We start from the raw sequence: 20,932 nt of genomic DNA, 5'->3' as shown, positions 1-20,932 counted from the left end.
TACTCACCTCAATACAAATCCTATATCCCTATAGTACAGGATAATGTTGGATTTTGCGAAAAATCACTCTAGGGAAATGCCTAAAAAATTACGTAAAAATTCTTTGTTTTTCTCTACATCAACAATAATTGAATCACCAACACCACTAATGCTTTGGAACCTATAACTACCTTCGATTGGAATCGTTGCTTTTTCTATTTTAACTTTACCTTTCGACACCATTTTCAGCACTTGTTGAATCTCACCTGCTGATGAATAGTCCGTTGTTACATAGCCTTGTGCTGCACCGACGAATTTTGGTAAGTTCAAAATATTTTGGGGTGATAAAACTTCATTTTTTAACGCTTCAATCACCTTTTGCTGACGTTCTACTCGACCAAAATCTCCTTTTTCATCGTGTCGGAATCGGGCAAAACCAAGTAATTCTTTACCATTTAAGTTATGAACACCTTGTTTTAATGAAACACCAATTTTTTCGGACATATCCTTATCTACATTAATTTCAACTCCATTTGGCGCTAAAATATCTACAAGAGATTCAAAATTTTTAAAATCGATAATGGCATAATGATGAATTGGTAGGCCAAACATATTGCCAATCGTATCTTTTAATAATTGAACACCATCTAAATAGTAAGCCGTATTAAGCTTATAGGATTTATAACCTGGAATATCTGCATAAATATCTCGCATTAATGACACGAGCTTAATATCATTTGTTTTCTTATTCCAAGATAATACCATCATTGTATCTGTACGTGATTTTTCTTCACCACGAGTATCGATTCCTAATAATAAATAGTTTTCAACATCACCTTTTACAGGATCACCTTTGAAATTTTCTTGGACTACTTTTGTATCACTTGCCAATTCTAGTCCACTGCGATATTGCATAACAGAATAACCTGCAATGACAATGACACAAAGTAATAGCAATGTGAAGAATGCTCTCCCTTTACGCAAGCGACGTTTTTTTGGACGTTGCGAGCGTCTTGAATAATCTTGCTCTTCCATACCTGTTTACTCCTCTATTTTTTATAGTAATGTAACGATTTCACATAACGAAAGGTTCATTTTATATGATGTTACGAATCCTATCAACAACTACTTATAGGTTATTTTACACCTAATTTGCCAGTAATGAACAAAATAATGCTATAATATTTTCACGAAAGAAAGGATGATGAACATGATCGAGAAAGCTACGTTTGCTGGCGGTTGTTTTTGGTGTATGGTAAAGCCATTTGTTGAGTGGGACGGTATACATAAGGTTACTTCAGGCTACATGGGTGGCCATTTAGACAATCCTACTTATGAGGATGTAAAAAAAGGGACTTCTGGCCATTTAGAAGTAGTCGAAATAGAATTCGACCCTAGCATTTTTAGTTATGAGCAGCTGCTTGATATTTACTGGATGCAAATCGACCCAACGGATGCTTATGGTCAATTTCATGACCGTGGTGAATCTTATACGACAGCAATCTTTACCTATTCTGATGAACAAAAACGCATTGCAGAAGCTTCCAAGGAAAAGCTAGCAAACAGTGGTCGCTTTGATAAACCTATTGTAACCACAATTCGCGATGCCAAGCCCTTCTACCCTGCAGAAGATTATCATCAAGACTTTTATAAAAAAGAGTCGGAGCATTATCAGAAAGACCGAGCGCTTTCTGGCAGAGATCAGTTCATTACTGAACATTGGGAGAAATAACTTATAGAAAATTCTATTTTGATTGACGAATGCTTTTCAAAATGGTTTTTTTCTTTTTTTAATGAACGTGTATAAAAAACAATGAACGGTCTATACTATTTAAGATTTCACTTCAAATCCAATGACAAGGAGGGTTAACCCGATGAGTGGGGCTGACCGGTAACTCAGAAGGACCATCAAAACTGAATGAAGCTAAAGCATAATGCGGAAGCGAGGCAGTGTGTCATGGAGCACTTTGAGTAAGTGAGAATCATGCCCGGAATATTCATATTCCGGGTTCTTTTTTTGCATTGTCCTACAAATTCACTACTTTGCAATAGTCGTGTATAAAAAATAATAAATGACCTATACTATTAAAGATTTCACTTCAAATCCAATGACAAGGAGGGTTAACCCGATGAGTGGGGCTGACCGGTAACTCAGAAGGACCATCAAAACTGAATGAAGCTAAAGCGTAAATGCGGAAGCGAGGCAGTGTGTCATGGAGCACTTTAAGTAAGTGAGAATCAAACCCGGAATATTAATTCCGGGTTCTTTTGTTTTGGTTCTACTGGGAATACCTTCAGAAAAATCTTTAAACACAAAAAAAGCCAAAAACATAGTTCCCCCAAAATAGCACAGTAACTAAAAATGACAGTATGTTTGGTTCTTGATAAGCCCAAATGGTTTTTTCTCATGGCTCCGTTTTTGGTGCCAATCGCAAAGGATAAATGGATATTTATGTTAAGATAGAGAAAGAAAAATTTACTTAACGTTCGAAGAGTTGAAGAACAATTATTGATAGTATCGTGATACGGTAGTTTTTATTTAACTATGAGAAAGTGGGTTTTCTAGTGAAAAATATTTTAGTTGTCGGCGGTTATGGTCAAGTTGGTACCGTGATCTGTAAAAATTTATCCCAGATTTATCCTGGCAAAGTTATCGCGGCTGGTAGAAATTTTGAAAAAGCAAAACGGTTTTCTTTGTCTATGAATGACAAGGTTCTGCCGTTGAAACTAGATATTTATAATTTGGAGGCATCCGATGAAGTATTTACACACACCCAGTTAGTAATAATGTGCCTTGACCAAAAAGACACTAATTTCGTTGAAATGTGTATACAAAATAAAGTTCATTATATAGATATTTCCCCTTCCTATACTATCTTATCTAAAATTGAAAGTTTACAGAGTAAAGCACTTGAATTGGAAACAACTTTAGTATTGGGTGTAGGTTTAGCTCCAGGTTTATTAAATTTAATGGTCAAAAATTTAGTCAATCAGGTTACTAAAGTTAACAGTACGGACACTTATCTAATGCTTGGGATTGGTGAAAAGCATGGAAATGACGGAGTACAATGGTTGCTCAATAATATAAATAATAATTATTCAATATTTGAAAATGGTCAAAATAAGTATGTAAGTAGTTTTACCGATGGAAAATATGTAGAGTTACCTAATAAATATGGGAAAAGGATTGCTTATAGATTTAATCTGGCCGACCAACATATTCTCACTAAAACGCTTCATTTAGAAAATGTATCTTCTCGCTTCTTTTATGACTCGGCCTTTACAACAAAAGAGATAGCGATACTGAAAAAGTTGGGAGCTTTTAAGCTATTAAAATATAAATTCTTTATAAATATTTTAAAAAATATATTTGTGGGAGCTTTGCATATTTTTGATAAATTAAACATTGGCTCAAATGATTATTTAATAAAAGCGGAAGTACATGGGGAAATCGAGGGAAAAGAAGGAACTATTGAATCTGTTTTATTTGGCTCAAATAATACCGAGATAACAGGTAATGTTGCCTCGATATTAGGGAATAAGTTAATCGAAAATAACTATTCAGCAGGTGTACACTACATAGAACAGCTTTTTGACTTAGACGATATATTATCAATTCTAGATAATAGTATATCTTATAAGTATGAAATCAAATCCTTCAACTAACGATCGTTTTACATGAAGTAGCCCACCCAAATAGTCGATGTGAAAAATTGTACTAGAACTATTCGAGCGCTATCGTTCAAGAAGGAAGTAAAAAATTTAAAGCAGACAGGGGTTAAATACGATGATAAAAGGTTTTGGAGGAATATTTTGGAGAACTAACAATCTTGATGTTATCAAAAAGTGGTACGGTGAAGTGTTGAAGATGGACATAGAAGATTGGAATGGGACTGTAATTAAACCGCAATTAGGAAATGAGACGATCTTTTCATTCTTTAGCGGAAATGACAGTTATTTTCCAACAGAACAACAAGTGATGTTAAATTTCCAAGTATATGATCTAAACGAGACTATTAACCATCTTGAACATATTGGCGTACCTCTTGAAAGAGAAAAAGAAGTCAGCGAATTCGGAAAGTTTATTTGGATTAAGGATCCTGAAGGTCGATTGATCGAGCTTTGGGAAAAATAGTGGGTTGTAAAAAGGAAGTGCCTAATTCTTGTGAATGTAGCACTTCCCTTTTCTCCTATATCATGTTGCTTTCAAAAAAGACTGAAGAGCATCGAAGAAACGATACCCATATTTTTCGAATTTTACTTCACCAATTCCACTAACATGTCTTAATTCTTCAAGCTCAGTCGGTTTTTTATCACATAAATCACGTAATGTTTTATCAGAGAACACAACAAATGGTGGTACCTTTTCTTCATCTGCAATCTCTTTACGTAATAATCGTAAATGCTCGAATAACGGATCATTGTCTACAAGCTTACGTACAGTAACAGCTTCTTTTCTCATGACCTGTCGATTCCCCATTAATACTTCTTTGCCTTCCTCTGAGACATAAATGGTCGGAAACGTGCCATGTTTAACGGCAAGTACGCCCTCTGCAATTAAAAATTCAATAAAGGTTGAAACATCCTTTGAAGAATATTGACCTTTTAAAATGCCGTAAGTCGACAGCCTTGTAAAACCAAATTCAGTGACCTTTTGATTTTTGGAACCAATCAACACTTGGGCCACCATCGTCTTACCGAATTTTTGCCCCATCCTTACAACACAAGCTAATACCTTTTGTGCATCTACGGTCACATCTTTAACTTCTCGGCCATCATTACAATTACTACAACGACTACAAGGCTCCCCTGCTTCGTCAGCAAAATACGTTAAGATCGCATTTTGTAGGCAGCCTTCTGTATGACAATAATCAACCATCGTTTGTAGCTTTGCCAATTCCTGGGCAATTCTTGTTTCATCCTGCGTCTGTTCAATTAAAAAGCGCTGTGTTTGAACATCACCTGATGCATAAAGCAAAATACAGGCACTTGGCAAGCCATCCCGTCCTGCACGCCCCGCTTCCTGATAATAGCTCTCCATATTGCGCGGCATTTGATAATGGATAACAAAGCGTACATTACTTTTATCAATACCCATGCCAAATGCATTGGTAGCTACCATAATGCGCGCCTCGTCTTTTAAAAAGCGTTCCTGCTCTGTCATACGCATGTCCTCTGACAATCCCGCATGGTATTTGGCCACCGCTTCGCCCGAACGACTTAATAGCTCATAGATTGCGTCTACAGCCTTTCGGGTCGCCGCATAAATAATGCCCGCTTCATTTTTATTTTTCATTAAATAATTTTTAATGTAGCGCTCTTTGTTTTCACCGATTAACACAGAGAATGCTAAATTATCACGTGAAAACCCTGTAATTACTGTTGAATGCTCATCAATCCCCAATAATTGTCTAATATCATCGCACACAGCTGGTGTAGCTGTTGCTGTAAGTGCTAAGACAGTTGGCTTTTGCGGCCACAATGTAAATAATTTTTGAATTGCACGGTAGCTTGGTCTAAAATCATGTCCCCATTGGGATATACAGTGCGCTTCGTCTACAGCAAGCAACGGTACTGATAAATTCGATAATACCTGTAAAAATGTTGCACTCTCTAATCGCTCTGGCGCTATATAAAGCAGCTTTAAATAACCTGCACTCGCTAACTGCATCGTTTCATTCACTTCTTGCACGGTTAAGGTACTATTTATATACGCGGCCGGGATATTTGCAGCACGTAATGCTTCTACCTGATCTTGCATAAGAGAAATTAAAGGAGAGATGACGACTGTTAGGCCATCTAGCATGAGCGCCGGAATTTGATAGCAAATTGATTTACCTCCGCCAGTTGGCATCACACAAAGACTTGATTGACCTCGTAATGTTTGTTCAATAATTGGTTCTTGTCCATTGCGAAATGAATCATAGCCAAAATGATGTTGTAGCATTTGTCTTGCTTGCTCCATCCAACTTTTCACTCCTCAGTTATTAGACGAATAAGCTGATATTCGCCCTGTTCATTTTTATTTATTTCATATACCATCATAGAGTTAGCAAGTGCCTCTTGACCAGCAGAATTTGTTAATACATATTCTATTTTGGCACGAACAACAATATTTTGCCCATCCATGCTAATGTTTTTAATTGACGTATTGTTAAAACGTATTTTCGCTTGTTTGGATGCATAATACGCCACCATATTATCCAATGTGCTTTGTAAATCGTCTCCTCCTACATAAGGCTTCATAACGCTAGCATCTTGAATATCAACTGCCGCTTTTAAATGCTTAAAAAAAGTATCTAAAAACAGTTTGATCTCATCGACATTATAGGCAAAAATATTCTTTCCGAATTGATCAACCGCTTGCTGTACTGCTTCTTGATCACGCTGTTCTATATACGGGTATAGGTTTTTTGATTGAGATAATCGATCACTTGTCTTCATATTACCTGCGACCCATTCATCCAATAACTGCGCAATATCTTTATATGGCAATATAAACGGCTGTGAAGTCCCGTTTTGCTTGCGTTTAAAATAGATGCCCGCAAGTTTACCATTCTCTGCTTCTAGGACGGGGCTCCCAATAAGTGTATTTTGTTCTGCATCTATGTAATAAGCTGCTACCTTGTCACTATATTTTTTAATGATGTGCGGTAAGCTATTAACATAAACAGCTAACTGATTTAATTCACCATTATAGACGGTCGGCAACTTTACCGATGCGTCATATGCTACTTCTAAAATGGCGATATTATAAGCTGTTGAAATATAATGCACTTCGGCTTCCATTAATTTATCATTATTAAATTGTACAAGTGCAGCCGGCTTTGATGCTACAAGCGCACCATTTGTCAAAATATAAAGCTTAGCGTCCTCTTTTTTTACAATAATCCCTGCACCGATTCCATTCTCACCAACTACTTTAACTTCCGGTACCACTTTTTCTTGCTGCTTCGTCACAGCCTTTTCCGATTTCACATCGGTCTTTTTCGTATCAAACACCTCTGCCGATGTTTCATTTTTACAGCCCGTTAATAATAAAGCTGTTGCTCCAATAATGAGCATCTTTTTCCGCATACATTCACCAAAACTTTCTTTAGATCTTCCCTTACTATCATAAACAACGTTACCATTCGTTTCAAGTTTACATAATATTATTATTAATTTATGTATGTTATTTAAATACTGCTCTCATTTTTAAACACTTCGTTATACCTATAATAAAAGGCTCTATGTTGGCTTTGCTATAAAAAATGACTTGTGATTTGCGGTTAAAATGTTATTTAAAAAAGGCTGTTTTCGAAAAGATTGTTACTATTCAACTAACGGTGCAGAATAGTCGAGGAAGTGTATGATTTTTTATGGTAATATTGTATTGCTGTATAGGGGTGGAACTATTGATTATAGGTACAATGTCCGTAGTGATCTTTATGATTGTTTGGGGAATACCAGCGTTTATGGTTGTTAGAGGTTATTTAAAAATGAATACCGACGATAAAAAATCCGCAATTAATGATTTTAGGTCGCGCCATTTTATTTTTACAATTGGATTTATAGTAATAGGGTTTTTCTTTACACATTTAGGTATGTTATTTGCCGTAAGCATAATTAGAATAATTGGTATTCCTTTAATGATTTTAGGAGGAATCTTTTCAGCGTTAACTACGTCGAAGGAAAGTAAAATCAGGATTATGTTAATACTTATTGTATTATCAATAATAATTTCCGTAAATATTATATAGTTCAACTATCATTGTGCTAACGGGTGCTCTAGTTGAAGAAGATATCCAAGCCAGAGGCAGCAATCTTTGAGAAAACAGCCTTTCTAAAAGATTGTTTATTAATCTAACGAGTATTTTTGGTAAAAGAAGGGATTGTCATCTCCCCTATAGAAATAACAAGGAAACTAGTTTTGGGAGAGGTATTTATGAAATCGAGAAAAACAAAATTACTTTCTACAATTGTACTTATATTGGCATTGGTCTTAATTTCTTATTATTCAGTTGATGCATTTTGGGCTGGCAATAAGGAAACTTCAGCAACATTCATAGGAGAAAATAACAGTTGGGCTGTAACAGTAAATGTAAATGAAAATGGGAAACTAGCTGAAGGCTCTTATGTTGCAAAATACAAAGGGAACAATATGGAGAATCTATTGAAGAAGGAAATTGGAAACCAGGTACACTATAAATCCTCATCTTCTGGTGGAAGTACATATTTATCAGATAATGGCGTTTTAGAAGGGAATGCGTTTAAGAAAAGTTGCGGTAATGGATGTTCCTATTCAGCGTTCGATGATTCTGAACTTGCTTTTGTGGTTGTCGTAGATGGCAATGAGGAGAGTATAACACTTCAAAAAACTGAATGAGAAGTGTTATTGAACGTTTTCTTATACAAGGTCCTTGCTCTGACGATTTACATAAAAAAGAGAGCAGGTCCTAGTTATGGAACCGACTCTCTTTTTGTTTTTGGCTGTTAGGATGTTTTAGAATATGAAATTACTCATCCGTGGTACCAACCTGTTTTTACGTTAACAACCACGACATATGCTTCTTCGCCATCGCGCATAGTGTATACGCTGTAAAAACCTTCGTTATCAGTAACGCCCTCTTTTTTGTAGATAATGTTGTCGCGCGAATCCACGTATTCCGCTTCAACCATTGCTTTTTCGAAGGTGTCTTTTACGCCTGGAGCCCATTCAAACGGAGCTGATGCTTTGGCTGCAGCGACCTTTTTTTCAGCTTCTTGTTTTACTCGTGCTATTTCAGCTTCTTGTTTTGCTCGTGTAATTTCAGACTCTTTTTTTGCTTGTGCGATCTCAGCTTCTTTTTTTGCTTGTGCAATTTCGGCATTCTTTATGGCTTCATCGTTAGAAGTTCTTAAATTAGAAGATTCATCTTTGATAGAAGCGAAATGGGTTAAATCCGCTTTCGAAAGTTCATCAAGTTTCCCGTTAGAATTTTGATAGTTGCCTGATTGAGATAAATTCTTCGCTTCTGTTAACAGAGCATTGTACTTCTTTTCATTTTCCTGAAATGCGATTTGTGTATCTTTTTTATCTTGCGATTTGGAGGAAATTACTTTCGATCCTTCTTCGATTTTTATTGATTCATCAAGTAATTTAACAGCTTCAGCTATATTATTTTGTTCCACTGATTTATCTGCTTTTAAAATCAATTGTACCTGGTTTAAATAAGCCTTCGCTGAAACATCGTCTTCCTTCGTTTCTAATGCTACCTCGAACAGTCCTTCGGCTTTGCTGAATTGATCATCTGCGATTGCATCCAGCCCTTTTTGGATGGACTCTTGATATAATTCGTCTGTTTTTGAACTGCACCCTCCAAGGATCAATAGTGAAGCTATGAGAACCATCGTTACCGCTTTGAAGTTATAAATCTTCATCCTGTAAATCTCCTTATATCGTAATTTTTAATAGCAAAAAGTGAATGATGGCATTTTAATTAATTACAGTTACAGTTATCACCTTAGATCTATCCCAATCATCGCCAGGTAATATCGATATATCTGTAGTGCCTGGTGCTATTGCTATAAATCCATTTGTATTATGAAATGTATCAATTACGCCGTCACTACTAAACATCGTCCGTTCGGATATCTTGTTATGATCATCCCTTGTAAGGACTAATCTTTGTCCGACTTTCAGTATTATGGATTGAGAAAGAAGTTCCAATTCTCCATTCGCCAGAATGGAATAATGGACAACTACATCGTCCGCTGAAAGTGTATTCGGTTGAATGTCTTTCTTAGCCTCTTTTTCGGCTGCAGCAACCTTCGCTTGAGCTTCCTTTTGTGCCTGTGCCACCTTTTGTGCTTGAGCATTCTGTGCCTGTGCATTCTTTTGTGCTTGAGCATTCTGTTGTGCCTGTGCATTCTTTTGTGCTTGTGCAACTTCGGCATTTCTAATAATCGTATTGTTAGACTCTTTTAATTTTGTAGCTTCATCCTTGATCGATGCGAATTGAGATAAATCAGCTTTCAATAATTCATCTAGCTTTCCATTGGCTTTTTGATAGTCGCCAGATTGGGTTAAATTCTTGGCATCTGTTAATAACGTATTGTAGTGAGTTTGGCCTTTCTGATGTGAGAGCAATACTTCTTTTTTGTCTCGTGCTTTAGATACAATTACCTTAGAGCCTTCTTCGACTTCTATCGACTGCTCAAGCGATTTTAAGGCTTCGTCTATTTTATTCTCTTTCATTAAATCATCTGATTTTAATATCAATTGCACTTGATTTAATAAAGCTTTTGCCTTTGGATCCTTTTCTTTCGCCTTTGTTGCCATTTCAAAAAGTCCTTCAGCTTTACTAAAGTTATCTTCAGCGATGGCGTCCAACCCTTTTTGAATGGATTCTTCATATACTGCGTTGCTCTTGGAACTGCATCCTCCTATAAGGAGTAAAACCCCTATTAACAACGCTGTTTTCCAGTTAAAAATATACTTTTCCATTAACTACCTCTCCTCTATATGAAAATTCTACTATAAAAATTGATTTTTTTGCAGAGTAATATTTGTGATTCCTTGAAAATGTTGTTGTTGCTATAAAAACATAAGGCTATTTTCAAAAAACTTGTATGAAGTTATACCTAGTTTTGGTAATATACTTAAGTGACTTAATACGGACCGAAAAATTTGTCTCAATTTAGGAACGTTCTTAGGCTAACGGAGCAAGATAGTTAAATTAAGGGAATTTGTGTTAAGGTACATATTATAAGATAAAACATAAATGTCAGGGGGGTTAGATTTGTTTGCTTCCGTTCTGTTTATCTATTTGCCTATTTCTATTTCATTACTAAGTATTTGGGGATTGTTTTGGGCAATCAAGAACAAGAGAAATATATATGTTCCTCCATTGATTCTTGTAAATCTAAGTATCATAACGCATTTTGTTGGTTTGAAGGTAATTAGGGGATTTGAAGGAATGGGAGTAAGTATGCTAGGTGCAATTTTACTTGGAATATGCCTTATAATCTTAGTGTTGATATTAATTACAGATTCCAATATGAAAAGAAAATCGCAAAGATCCATTTGATTGATTAAATATGTTTTTATTAAACTAACAGGGTCTTTAGCAAAGGCTGTTTTCTAAAAGATTGTTGCTGTTAAAACATAAAAACAGAGTTAATCTACAAAATGTGTAGAATCAACTCTGTTTTTATGTTTGATATTTTGTAAATCGAATATTTAACTAAAGCACCCCGTTACTTTAAGTGAAGAAGTTTACAAAACTTAATTAGGGTTACTAAAAACCCAGATTTTAAACTCGTCACTTAGTTCTTGTAAAATCCAACCCGATTAATAATAATATTCATTAAAATCGGAATCAGTCGGACATAGTGCGACAATAGGTAAATCATTTATCGTTTTAAACATCTTTTTTAACAACCCTTGATCACGATAAACCTCGCTTATCGCAAATTGATACAAAGAAATTTTGTTTTGTGTTTTTTTTCGGTAAAACCGAAATGCCCCCACTACTTGGCCTTCTACTGTTGCCACTATCATTTGCTTTCTTCTTATAGCTGCTTTAACTCCAAGAGGACATAAAAACTCTTCAGAATAGATCGCACTGTTATTGCGTTCTATATTTTTGTTGAAGAACGTTACAACTTCAGATATATGAGTTGGATTTGCTAAGGCTATCTGCATGTTTCTCCTCCCTTAACACTTTTTAAAATAAAAGAGATTTATATATTTCTCCTATAATACCTTCCATTTGATGAACACCCAATTCTGCATTGGTCATTATGACCGCACCTTTCTCTAAATACGGAAACACCACCATCATACATTGAAAACCCACTCCCCAACCGAGTGATGTGATTTCTAGTTCTTTTTCTGAGCCTTCAAGAAACACACCTAATCCAGTCCAACTTTTATCTCTTTGGGAGGTTATCATTTCTTTTGCTAACCTTTCCGAAATGCCAACCTTGCTTTCTCCCTTTACAGCATTCATTAACTCAAGAACTAATTCAGCTAAATTCAAAGAAGTTGTCCATAATCCGGCCGCCGCTGGATAAGGATATATAGGATATTTCCCATCTACTAACTCACCGTTTTTATTGTGACCGCAAGAAAAGTTTTGTCTATCTACTTCCAACATTGTTGTAATGAATTGGCTATTTGCAATTCCTAATGGTTCAAATATTTGCTCATTCATAACTTTATGAAACGGTTTTTCAGTAACATCTTCTATTAGTTGTTGAATGATACAAAAACCTGCATCGGAATAATGGAATTCACTTTCTGGTTCACACTTGACGTCAATAGGAGTGTTACAATATGGAGTTTGCCCCTCTAATAATTCAACCATCGAAGGAAACCCTATTTCCGAATTTAGTTCAGGATAACTACCCTCAGGGTCTTTAATTCCAGATTGATGACTTAGTAAGTTCCTCAATGTCACTTTTTTATTTTTAGTAAAATCATTTTCTGGTACTTTCCACGATACAAGACTTTCATTCACATCATCATCTAAATCAAGAAGTCCTTCCTCTACTAGCTTCATAGCAAGTATTCCTGTTAAGAACTTGCTAATTGAACACGCACTAAAAATAGAATCTTCATTTACTTTTCTATTGCTTTTCGCTTCTAATAAGCCGTAATTTTCTGTTCCACTAATTTCACCACCCTCAAGCAATGTTATACTTAGACCTTGTACATTATAATGTTTCATTCGTTCTACAATGCGAATGTTCTCCAATTTCACAATTATCCCCTTTATCAGTATTATCAAATAAATTATAACACGAACGTACGCTCCCTTTTATCTGTTTGTAATATATTTATCTTCAATTAACCTACTTCGTTAGTTGAAGAGCAACAATCTTTACGAAAACAGCCTTAAAAAAAGATAAAAAAACATGCACGTCATTTCGCGCATGTCTTACCATTATTTCTTCTTTAACATCATTGTTGTAGCTAAAATGCCCAACATCAATAGTATAAAAATCATATAGGTAAATGTATGGTTACCAGTCTTATCATAGCAATAGCCGATAAGTATAGGGATCACGGAACTTATCATAAAGCCACCTGAAAGAACCATAGATGACCAGCTATTTGCCTCCTCGTCATTTCTTGCTTCATCCAATGGTAACAATAGGCCAATTGGAAATAAGCCACTTAATACGAAACCTATGATGAATACAGCAATCCATAACAATGACCCTGAACCTAACCAAAGCATCACAAAGCCTATCACGCCTATGAACCCTAAAGAAAAGAGCCAACCGATTCGACTCGACCATTTTTCCATTAGTATGGGCACCAAAATATTACCAATCATTTGTATAATAGACATAAATGTTAGCATCGAACTTGCCGCGACAAGAGAAAAGCCCTTATCTTGTAAGATTGGTGCTAGCCAAGACATAATAGAGAAGAACAAAGATGTTTGGATACCAAAGTAAATTAAAATGATCCATGCACGGACATTTTTCCACGGATTTCGTGCAGCTTTTTCAGCCATTGCACCTGTCTCTGGCAGGTGTTGATTTTGTATGACAAGGGACCATATACACAGGGCAATAATAGCAAGTACCCCCCAACTACCAAGCGCTATTGTCCAGCTCTCATGAAAATAATTATAAAATGGGATTGTTAGTGCTGCACTCAATGTTGCCCCTGTTCCGATTCCAAATGAATAAATGCCTACAACAGTCGTAAAACGCTTTGGGAATTTTTTCTTTATATAGGCATTTAATATGGGACCAATCAGTGCAATTGCAAATCCTGCAGCAAAGCTTGTGACTACAAGTAGAACATAACTTTCTTGTAAAAAGCGTAGCCCATTTGCTAATGCCAGGATCATGATTAAGAGCGTAATGGCTGTTTTTGTTCCGAGTTTTCTTTGTAATGGCACTGCAAATGGGGCAAAGAGCCCCATACAAAACACCGGAATAGATGTTAAAAAGCTCATTTTTGTATTTGATATATGGAGTGATTCCAAAAGTACATTAAATAGTGGTCCGATTGCTGTGACTGCTGGTCGCATATTGAGCGCAACCAAGAAAATACAAACAACCACAAGTACCATGGAAAGACGCCATTGTTTTTTCTGCATACTTTCAAAAAACCTTCTCTCTATTGATACAGTTAAAAATTCAACTAAATTTGTTAGATCTTTGAATTCTCACTATATCCTTTTACCATTTTTTCTAGTATCGGTCAATTTAATGGCAATTATTGATGAAAAGATATAGCTAGTATCAAGAAATAGCTGCAGCTTACGATACTTACATTTTTTTTGGCGCTGCAATTCCTAACAGTGCTAACGATTCTTTTAGAACAACGGCTACACAATGACAAAATGCTAATCTAGATGTTCTTTGGCTGTCATCGACCAATACTTTATTGTGCGCATAATATTTATTAAATTGGCGGGCTAATTGTAAAGCATATTTAGCAATTTGTGATGGATCTGCTTGCTCTAAAGCGTTAGCAATTACTTTCGGAAATTGTTCCAGTAATAAAATAACTGGCCATGCTTGCTCCCCTAATGCTTCAAACGATACTTCGTAACTTTGTTCATCGGCTTTTTCCAAAAGTGATGAAATACGTGCATACGTATATTGAATATATGGCCCTGTTTCGCCTTCGAAATGCATCATTTGCTCAATCGAAAACTCAATATCATGAAGACGATCATTTTTCAAATCGTTAAAAATAACCGCTCCTACACCAATCTGACGTGCAATGTTCTCTTTATCCATTAGATTTGGATTTTTTTCCTCGATATTTCGCTTTGCAGTAGCAATCGCTTCTGTAAGTACATCTGCTAATAAAACGATTTTACCTTTACGCGTCGACATTTTTTTACCTTCTTTTAGAATCATGCCAAAAGGTACATGTTGTAAGTCTTTTGCCCAATCATACCCCATCTTTTCAATGACTTTAAATAACTGGTTAAAATGAAGTGACTGTTCATTCCCTACAACGTAAAATATTTTTTTCGGGTCATATTGTTGTTGACGATAAAAAGCAGCTGCTAAATCACGGGTAGCATAGAGTGTAGCCCCGTCTGTTTTAGTTATTAAGCAAGGTGGCATATTATCTATTTCAACGACATAAGCACCGTCGGATTTCACAAGTAAGTCTTTATCTTCCAACTCTTTCACAACAGCAGCCATTTTGTCGTTGTAGAACGCTTCTCCAACGAAAGAGTCAAAGTTAATTCCAAGCAGTTGATAAATGGTCTTGAATTCTTCTAGTGATGCATCTCTAAACCATTGCCATAACGCTAACGCTTCTTTATCGCCATCTTCTAATGCTTTAAATGCAGCACGTGCCTGTTCATTGAGTGTTTCATCCTGCTCCGCTTCTTCATGGAACTTCACATAGATTTTTAAAAGTTCCTCGATTGGAGCAGCTTCAATTGTTTTTTGATCTCCCCATTTTCGATAGGCCACGATTAATTTCCCAAACTGTGTTCCCCAATCTCCTAAATGATTAATGCGGATTGCTTGGTAGCCATTTTTCTCTGCTATGTTTGCCAATGCATTGCCGATCACTGTAGAACGTAAATGACCCATGGAAAAAGGCTTCGCTATATTAGGTGAAGAAAAATCCAACACAACATTCCCCTTCGATTCCTGCTGAGTCCCGTATAAATTTTCTTCTTTTACTATTTGACTAAGCACCTGCTGTGTAATCGTTGGTTGATGGTAAAATATATTGACATACCCGCCTACTACTTGAATCTCTTGTATTACATCACAACTTAAATTGTTTTTTATGTCCGATGCGATACTATTTGGAGATTTTCTTAATTTTTTTGCCAGTGTAAAGCACGGCAATGCTACATCCCCTAAGCCCAAATTTTTCGGTTTCTCTAGTAAATTTTGAATGTCATTGACAGTTAACTCATTATTTAATGCCATAGCGATGCTTTTCGCAATTTGTGTATGCATGTTCATTCTCCTTTCCATAATAAAAGCCCCCGTCTCTAAAAAATAGAGACGAGAGCATAGTTATCCCGTGGTACCACTCTAGTTGCCATATAATATGACCACTTTCTGTTGTTAACGAGGTGACTCCCCGTTATTCTCTACTACTAATTCGAGAACCTTCTCCAAAGTGCGTTTCATTTATGGCCCCTGCATTAGGCTCACACCATCCCTAATTCGCTTTCCAGTAGATCCATAAATTACTCTCTTTTTCATTGAATTTAACTGTAATTTCGAAATATTCTACACAACACCTCGATTAAAGTCAATAGTGCTTTTGCAATGTAATAAAAAAACGGTTGTGAACGGTGTGTTACCATTATTTTTAAATGATTGATATTTTTGATCATACAAGGAAAACCTGTACTATTTGGCAATCGTCTAATGAATGAACACGTTAGGAGGGACGATATGGAGGAAACAATAACAGCAAGTAGCTTATCACGAGATCAGGTGGTTGAGGAGCTAATGACAAATTATGGTCAAGAGGTACTGCAGCTTGTTTATACATATGTACATGATGCCCCTCTTGCTGAGGATTTGACGCAAGAGATTTTTATCAAGTGTTATAAGGCTCTCTCAACATATCAAGGTCATTCCAGCTTGAAAACATGGTTGTGGCGTATTGCTATTAATCATTCAAAGGACTATATAAAAAGCTGGTATAAGAAAAACGTCGATGTAACGGAAACGAAGGTGTTAGCGGAAGCATTAGAAACGGGAGATTTGCTTGAGCAAGTTGTGCAGAATAGTGAGGACGAGGCATTGTTTGACATAGTGATGACTCTCCCCGTTAAGTATCGTGAACTTATTTATTTTTATTATTTTGAAGACTATTCGATCCAAGAGATTGCCAACATTTTATCATTGAATAACAATACGGTGAAAACAAGACTTCGTAAGGCCCGTTCTTTGTTGCAAAAAGCGTTAGGAGGGAATCCATTTGACGGAAACACGTTTTAAACAAGCTATGAAAAATCAATTTAAAAAGATGCAGTTTACAGAAATGCATAAGGAAGCTGTACGTAAAGGGATTCAAGAGGAACTTTCAGATCAGTCGCTACTAACGATGCTACAAACGAAGCGCTCAGGTTTTGAAATTACGCAACTTCTTTATGCAAAAAACAAAGAGGTCATTCATTTAAATGAAGGAATGATCTATTCTTCCTTACATCGCCTTGAACAGCAACAACTCGTCGTAAGTGAGTGGTATGGGAATGAAAAGCGCTATGTTCTTTCACGTAAGGGCGTTAAGCTGTTAACAAAGCTTCACAAAGAAACGGACAAACGCCCTGTTTTTGAGCAATTACTGAAGGAGGTACGCTATGCGAACGATTAAAGAATTTACTCAACACGTAAAGGGACATATTCGTAATAAGGAGGCACATGATGCTGTTGAAAAAGAGCTAACTTATCATTTAGCGAAGTCAAAGCATGCTTGGCAAGAAAAGGGCTATAAAGCTACAGATGCGGAATTACGGGCTGTACGTGAAATGGGCAATGCTACAAACCTCGGCGTCTCACTTAATCAGATTCATCAGCCGAAAATCGATTGGCTACTCGTTATTCCATTTATGCTTGCAGTAATGTGTAGTTTCTTACCACTTCTACCAGCTGAGCTCTCGTTACGAGATTCTATCATCCGTAATATCGTGATTGTTATTGGTGGAATTGTTTTGACAATCTTCTTAATGCGACTCGATTTTCGCAAGCTAGAGCGCTATTCCACGCAGATGTATATACTGGGATGTCTCTTATTTCTTATTATTTTAAATGGTAATGAAACAATTAATGGGGTTGTTTTTTTTAGAGTTGGCCCCCTAGAACTTAAAGGTTGGATGACGATGCCCCTCTTTTTAATGGCGTTTGCAGGGCTTTTCGCTAAACCAAAAAAATCATTATGGTTGCTGCTCACTCTTTATTTAATCGGTGCATATTGCTACTTGCGATTACCAGATATTTCATTATTTTGTTCATATTCAGCGATTGTTGCCACATTATTTTATGCGAGCAGCTTTTCTCGCAAGCAAAAGCTAGCAATTACTATAGCATTTAGTCTCCTATTTGTAGCATTCATCTGCTACTTAATGTTTGCACCTTTAAAATCGTATCAACTTGAAAGAATGCAGACCATCTTTACAACAGACTTAGATGAGAATTCTATTGTTGCACTTAGTTCAACTGTGATGAAGCACCTCACTTGGTTTGGCACTAGCTCTCAACCTTTTGCTAATGCAGCGCATACTGATTTTGCATTACTCACAATTTTACAAACGTATGGGATACTTGCAGGTGTTATCATTATATGCATTCTTGGCTTCATCATTTATCGTTTAGCACATACACTTGGTTACATTCATAACGAATACGGTCGGTTATTAATTACTGGTGGTCTTGCTTATGTTACAACGCAAATTGCCTATCAAATACTTATGCTTTTCGGACTTGTACCCTTTATATCAATGCCACTCCCATTCATTAGCCATGGTGTTTTCCCAATGCTTATAGGAAGCGTTCCAATTGGCTTAACACTTAGTATTTATCGCAGGAAATCATATATTTAATAGTTTGATATTAAATGGCTTTGAAAACTGTTTAGGACTAATTGGATACATCCGTTAATCCGCTACTTCCTAGGAACCGCTACTTTAGTTGATACTACTCTCCATGCTGGATAAGGGATGCTGAATTAAACTTTTCTCATATTCTACAAGACTTAAAGATGCTTTAGGATTAGAACAAAACGATATAAAAGCAGCCAATTAAGGTTGCTTTTTTATGTAGAAATAAATATTGTTAAGAATTTTTCTCTCATTTTACCAACAATTTATTTTTTGTATGTGGAATTTCTGAGTAACTAAGCGTTCGCAGTCCAACTGTTACCAAAGCAAATCAATGTGTTTTAGTGTATTTAAAGACTTTTTTCCCTATTGTCTGACCTCTTTTTCATCCGATATCTAAAAGTGTATTAGCTTTCTTGTAAGGAAAATCTGTATTAAGCGACGAAGAACTCATGTTTTATAAAAATTTAAATAACGCTAAACGTTGATTTAATAATGTTTATAGACTATGGTACATATTTCATGATATACTAGTGCCATTGTGAAAAAAGGAGGAACTTGCATGATTCAAGTAAGTAATGTAGGTCTTCGCTATGGCGATCGTAAACTATTTGAAGACGTAAATATAAAATTCACACCGGGGAATTGCTACGGTTTAATCGGAGCAAATGGTGCTGGTAAATCAACATTTTTAAAAATTCTTTCTGGTGAAATTGAAGCTCAGGAAGGTCACGTATCAATGGGTAAGGACGAACGTTTATCAGTCCTTAAACAAAACCACTTTGAATACGATGAATTCAATGTATTAGATACAGTTGTTATGGGGAACAAACGTCTTTGGGAAGTAAAATCTGAAAAAGACGCTATCTACGCAAAAGAAGACTTTTCTGATGAGGATGGCATGCGTGCTGCTGAATTAGAGGGTGAATTCGCTGACCTAAATGGTTGGGAAGCTGACTCAGAAGCAGCAACATTATTAAACGGGTTAGGGATTGGCGACGAGCTTCACTATATGCTAATGGCTGACCTTGAAGGTTCTGACAAAGTCAAAGTATTATTAGCACAAGCTCTATTTGGTAAACCAGATGTTCTATTACTCGATGAGCCTACCAACCACCTTGACTTAAAAGCAATTCAATGGTTAGAGGAATTTTTAATTAACTTTGAAAATACAGTTATTGTCGTATCCCATGACCGTCACTTCTTAAATAAAGTGTGTACACATATTGCGGATTTAGACTTCTCTAAAATCCAATTATATGTTGGTAACTATGACTTCTGGTATGAGTCTAGCCAATTAGCACAAAAAATGATGGCAGACCAAAACAAGAAGAAAGAAGAAAAGATTAAAGAGCTACAAGCATTCGTTGCTCGTTTCTCTGCGAACGCTTCGAAATCAAGCCAAGCGACTTCTCGTAAGAAAATGTTGGATAAAATCGAGCTTGACGACATTAAACCTTCTAGCCGAAAATACCCATTCATCAACTTCCAAACTGGACGTGAAATCGGTAACGATGTGTTAACAGTGGAAGGCCTTACAGCAAGCAATGAAGGCGAAATACTATTTAAAGATATTCGCTTTTCAATGAACAAAGAGGATAAAATCATTTTACTTGGTAATCCAATGGCAAAAACGGCTCTTCTTGATATTCTAATGGATGAAAGAAAAGCAGATGCTGGTACATTCAAATGGGGCGTAACAACATCTCAAAGCTACTTTGAAAATGATCACGATAAATACTTCGAAGGTACTGAAAAATCATTAGTAGAATGGTTACGCCAATATTCTCCTGATGATGAAACAGAAAGCTTCTTACGCGGCTTCTTAGGACGTATGCTATTCTCTGGTGAAGAAGTGAAAAAATCTCCTTCAGTTTTATCAGGAGGCGAAAAAGTTCGTTGTATGCTTTCTAAAATGATGCTTGCAACTGCAAACGTTATTTTACTAGATGAACCAACGAACCACCTTGACCTTGAATCTATTCAAGCACTAAATGAAGGACTTATGCGCTTCAAAGGTGCTATGCTCTTCACATCTCATGACCATCAGTTCATCCAAACAATTGCGAACCGTGTCATTGAAATCCGTGAAGACGGCACAATTTTAGATAAACTATTAACTTATGATGAATTCCTAGAGTGGAAAGATAGCCAAGGCTTAAACTAATAACAAACAGGGTTCTCCTATTCAAAAGGAGAACCCTGTTTCTTTGATGAAGGATATCTTCAATGTACTTGTCCCTTAATATAACTTGCTTCTTCACTGCTAAAAAAGCAAAGTCAGCAGCTATTTCACTTGGTAGCCCCATACGTTGAATCGGCTGATTGCAACTTTCGTAATTGACGCCTTTTGTTATACATGTTTCAGTCTCCCCTTGTGAGATAAAGCTATCGCAATTGCTTAACCAATACCATTTGCAGCCCCT

18 protein-coding genes and 1 other annotated feature are annotated in these 20,932 nt (G+C 36.2%); of the genes, 9 read left to right on the top strand and 9 right to left on the bottom strand.

Annotated elements, in window-relative coordinates:
- Positions 1–63 precede the first annotated feature (63 nt).
- Positions 64–1,014: an LCP family protein gene (locus MWJ95_RS19170; protein WP_249075774.1), complete on the bottom strand. Its 951-nt coding sequence runs from the start codon at positions 1,012–1,014 to the stop codon at positions 64–66.
- Between the two features lie 175 nt (positions 1,015–1,189).
- On the opposite strand from MWJ95_RS19170, the gene msrA reads away from it, so the two are divergent.
- From msrA to MWJ95_RS19155, 3 genes are all read left to right on the top strand, one after another.
- The gene (gene msrA / locus MWJ95_RS19165; protein ID WP_249075775.1) at positions 1,190–1,711 is read left to right on the top strand and encodes a peptide-methionine (S)-S-oxide reductase MsrA; all 522 of its coding nucleotides are present in this window, start codon (positions 1,190–1,192) and stop codon (positions 1,709–1,711) included.
- 833 nt (positions 1,712–2,544) lie between these two features.
- On the top strand, positions 2,545–3,645 hold the full coding sequence (locus MWJ95_RS19160) for a saccharopine dehydrogenase family protein (protein WP_249106974.1): 1,101 nt from the start codon (positions 2,545–2,547) through the stop codon (positions 3,643–3,645).
- A 121-nt stretch (positions 3,646–3,766) separates the two neighbouring features.
- Complete coding sequence (locus tag MWJ95_RS19155) at positions 3,767–4,114, top strand: VOC family protein (RefSeq protein ID WP_249106973.1); 348 nt, start codon at positions 3,767–3,769, stop codon at positions 4,112–4,114.
- 60 nt (positions 4,115–4,174) lie between these two features.
- Here MWJ95_RS19155 and recQ read toward each other — a convergent pair whose 3' ends face one another.
- Both recQ and MWJ95_RS19145 read right to left on the bottom strand, forming a co-directional pair.
- Positions 4,175–5,944, bottom strand: a complete 1,770-nt coding sequence (gene recQ / locus MWJ95_RS19150) for a DNA helicase RecQ (RefSeq protein WP_249075778.1) — start codon at positions 5,942–5,944, stop codon at positions 4,175–4,177.
- Between the two features lie 8 nt (positions 5,945–5,952).
- The gene (locus MWJ95_RS19145; protein WP_249075779.1) at positions 5,953–7,056 is read right to left on the bottom strand and encodes a TcaA NTF2-like domain-containing protein; all 1,104 of its coding nucleotides are present in this window, start codon (positions 7,054–7,056) and stop codon (positions 5,953–5,955) included.
- Between the two features lie 320 nt (positions 7,057–7,376).
- Here MWJ95_RS19145 and MWJ95_RS19140 point away from each other — a divergent pair, with 320 nt between their 5' ends.
- Positions 7,377–7,721 carry a hypothetical protein gene (locus MWJ95_RS19140; RefSeq protein WP_249075780.1) on the top strand — a complete coding sequence of 115 codons (345 nt, stop codon included), beginning with the start codon at positions 7,377–7,379 and terminating at the stop codon, positions 7,719–7,721.
- A 185-nt stretch (positions 7,722–7,906) separates the two neighbouring features.
- Entirely contained in the window at positions 7,907–8,347 is a 441-nt protein-coding gene (locus MWJ95_RS19135) for a hypothetical protein (protein WP_249075781.1), read from the top strand.
- 134 nt (positions 8,348–8,481) lie between these two features.
- Here MWJ95_RS19135 and MWJ95_RS19130 read toward each other — a convergent pair whose 3' ends face one another.
- The 6 genes from MWJ95_RS19130 to argS form a co-directional block, all read right to left on the bottom strand.
- The gene (locus MWJ95_RS19130; protein WP_249106972.1) at positions 8,482–9,381 is read right to left on the bottom strand and encodes a cell division site-positioning protein MapZ family protein; all 900 of its coding nucleotides are present in this window, start codon (positions 9,379–9,381) and stop codon (positions 8,482–8,484) included.
- A 55-nt stretch (positions 9,382–9,436) separates the two neighbouring features.
- Positions 9,437–10,447 carry a hypothetical protein gene (locus MWJ95_RS19125; protein WP_249075783.1) on the bottom strand — a complete coding sequence of 337 codons (1,011 nt, stop codon included), beginning with the start codon at positions 10,445–10,447 and terminating at the stop codon, positions 9,437–9,439.
- 846 nt (positions 10,448–11,293) lie between these two features.
- Positions 11,294–11,647 carry a GNAT family N-acetyltransferase gene (locus MWJ95_RS19120; RefSeq protein WP_249106971.1) on the bottom strand — a complete coding sequence of 118 codons (354 nt, stop codon included), beginning with the start codon at positions 11,645–11,647 and terminating at the stop codon, positions 11,294–11,296.
- 22 nt (positions 11,648–11,669) lie between these two features.
- Positions 11,670–12,707 carry a serine hydrolase domain-containing protein gene (locus MWJ95_RS19115; RefSeq protein WP_249075785.1) on the bottom strand — a complete coding sequence of 346 codons (1,038 nt, stop codon included), beginning with the start codon at positions 12,705–12,707 and terminating at the stop codon, positions 11,670–11,672.
- A gap of 183 nt (positions 12,708–12,890) precedes the next feature.
- Positions 12,891–14,063, bottom strand: a complete 1,173-nt coding sequence (locus tag MWJ95_RS19110) for an MFS transporter (RefSeq protein WP_249106970.1) — start codon at positions 14,061–14,063, stop codon at positions 12,891–12,893.
- 172 nt (positions 14,064–14,235) lie between these two features.
- Positions 14,236–15,909 (bottom strand): arginine--tRNA ligase, encoded by a 1,674-nt coding sequence (argS, locus tag MWJ95_RS19105; protein ID WP_283175781.1) that lies wholly within the window; start codon positions 15,907–15,909, stop codon positions 14,236–14,238.
- Between the two features lie 41 nt (positions 15,910–15,950).
- Positions 15,951–16,170: a binding site (T-box leader), on the bottom strand.
- Positions 16,171–16,356: 186 nt separating this feature from the next.
- Between argS and MWJ95_RS19100 the strand changes: the two genes are divergently transcribed.
- From MWJ95_RS19100 to MWJ95_RS19085, 4 genes are all read left to right on the top strand, one after another.
- On the top strand, positions 16,357–16,908 hold the full coding sequence (locus MWJ95_RS19100; RefSeq protein ID WP_249075787.1) for a sigma-70 family RNA polymerase sigma factor: 552 nt from the start codon (positions 16,357–16,359) through the stop codon (positions 16,906–16,908).
- Entirely contained in the window at positions 16,889–17,284 is a 396-nt protein-coding gene (locus MWJ95_RS19095) for a helix-turn-helix transcriptional regulator (protein ID WP_249075788.1), read from the top strand. Before MWJ95_RS19100 ends, MWJ95_RS19095 begins: the two co-directional genes overlap by 20 nt.
- Entirely contained in the window at positions 17,271–18,509 is a 1,239-nt protein-coding gene (locus tag MWJ95_RS19090; RefSeq protein ID WP_249106969.1) for an FtsW/RodA/SpoVE family cell cycle protein, read from the top strand. The genes MWJ95_RS19095 and MWJ95_RS19090 overlap by 14 nt, the downstream gene beginning before the upstream one ends.
- Positions 18,510–19,068: 559 nt before the next feature.
- The gene (locus MWJ95_RS19085) at positions 19,069–20,673 is read left to right on the top strand and encodes an ABC-F family ATP-binding cassette domain-containing protein (RefSeq protein WP_249106968.1); all 1,605 of its coding nucleotides are present in this window, start codon (positions 19,069–19,071) and stop codon (positions 20,671–20,673) included.
- Positions 20,674–20,932: the final 259 nt, after the last annotated feature.

It is taken from the genome of Lysinibacillus sp. Bpr_S20 (genome assembly GCF_023337835.1).
Lineage (GTDB): Bacteria > Bacillota > Bacilli > Bacillales_A > Planococcaceae > Lysinibacillus.
The sequence above is the reverse complement of the archived record's forward strand: the minus strand, read 5'-3'. Positions and strand labels throughout refer to the sequence as shown.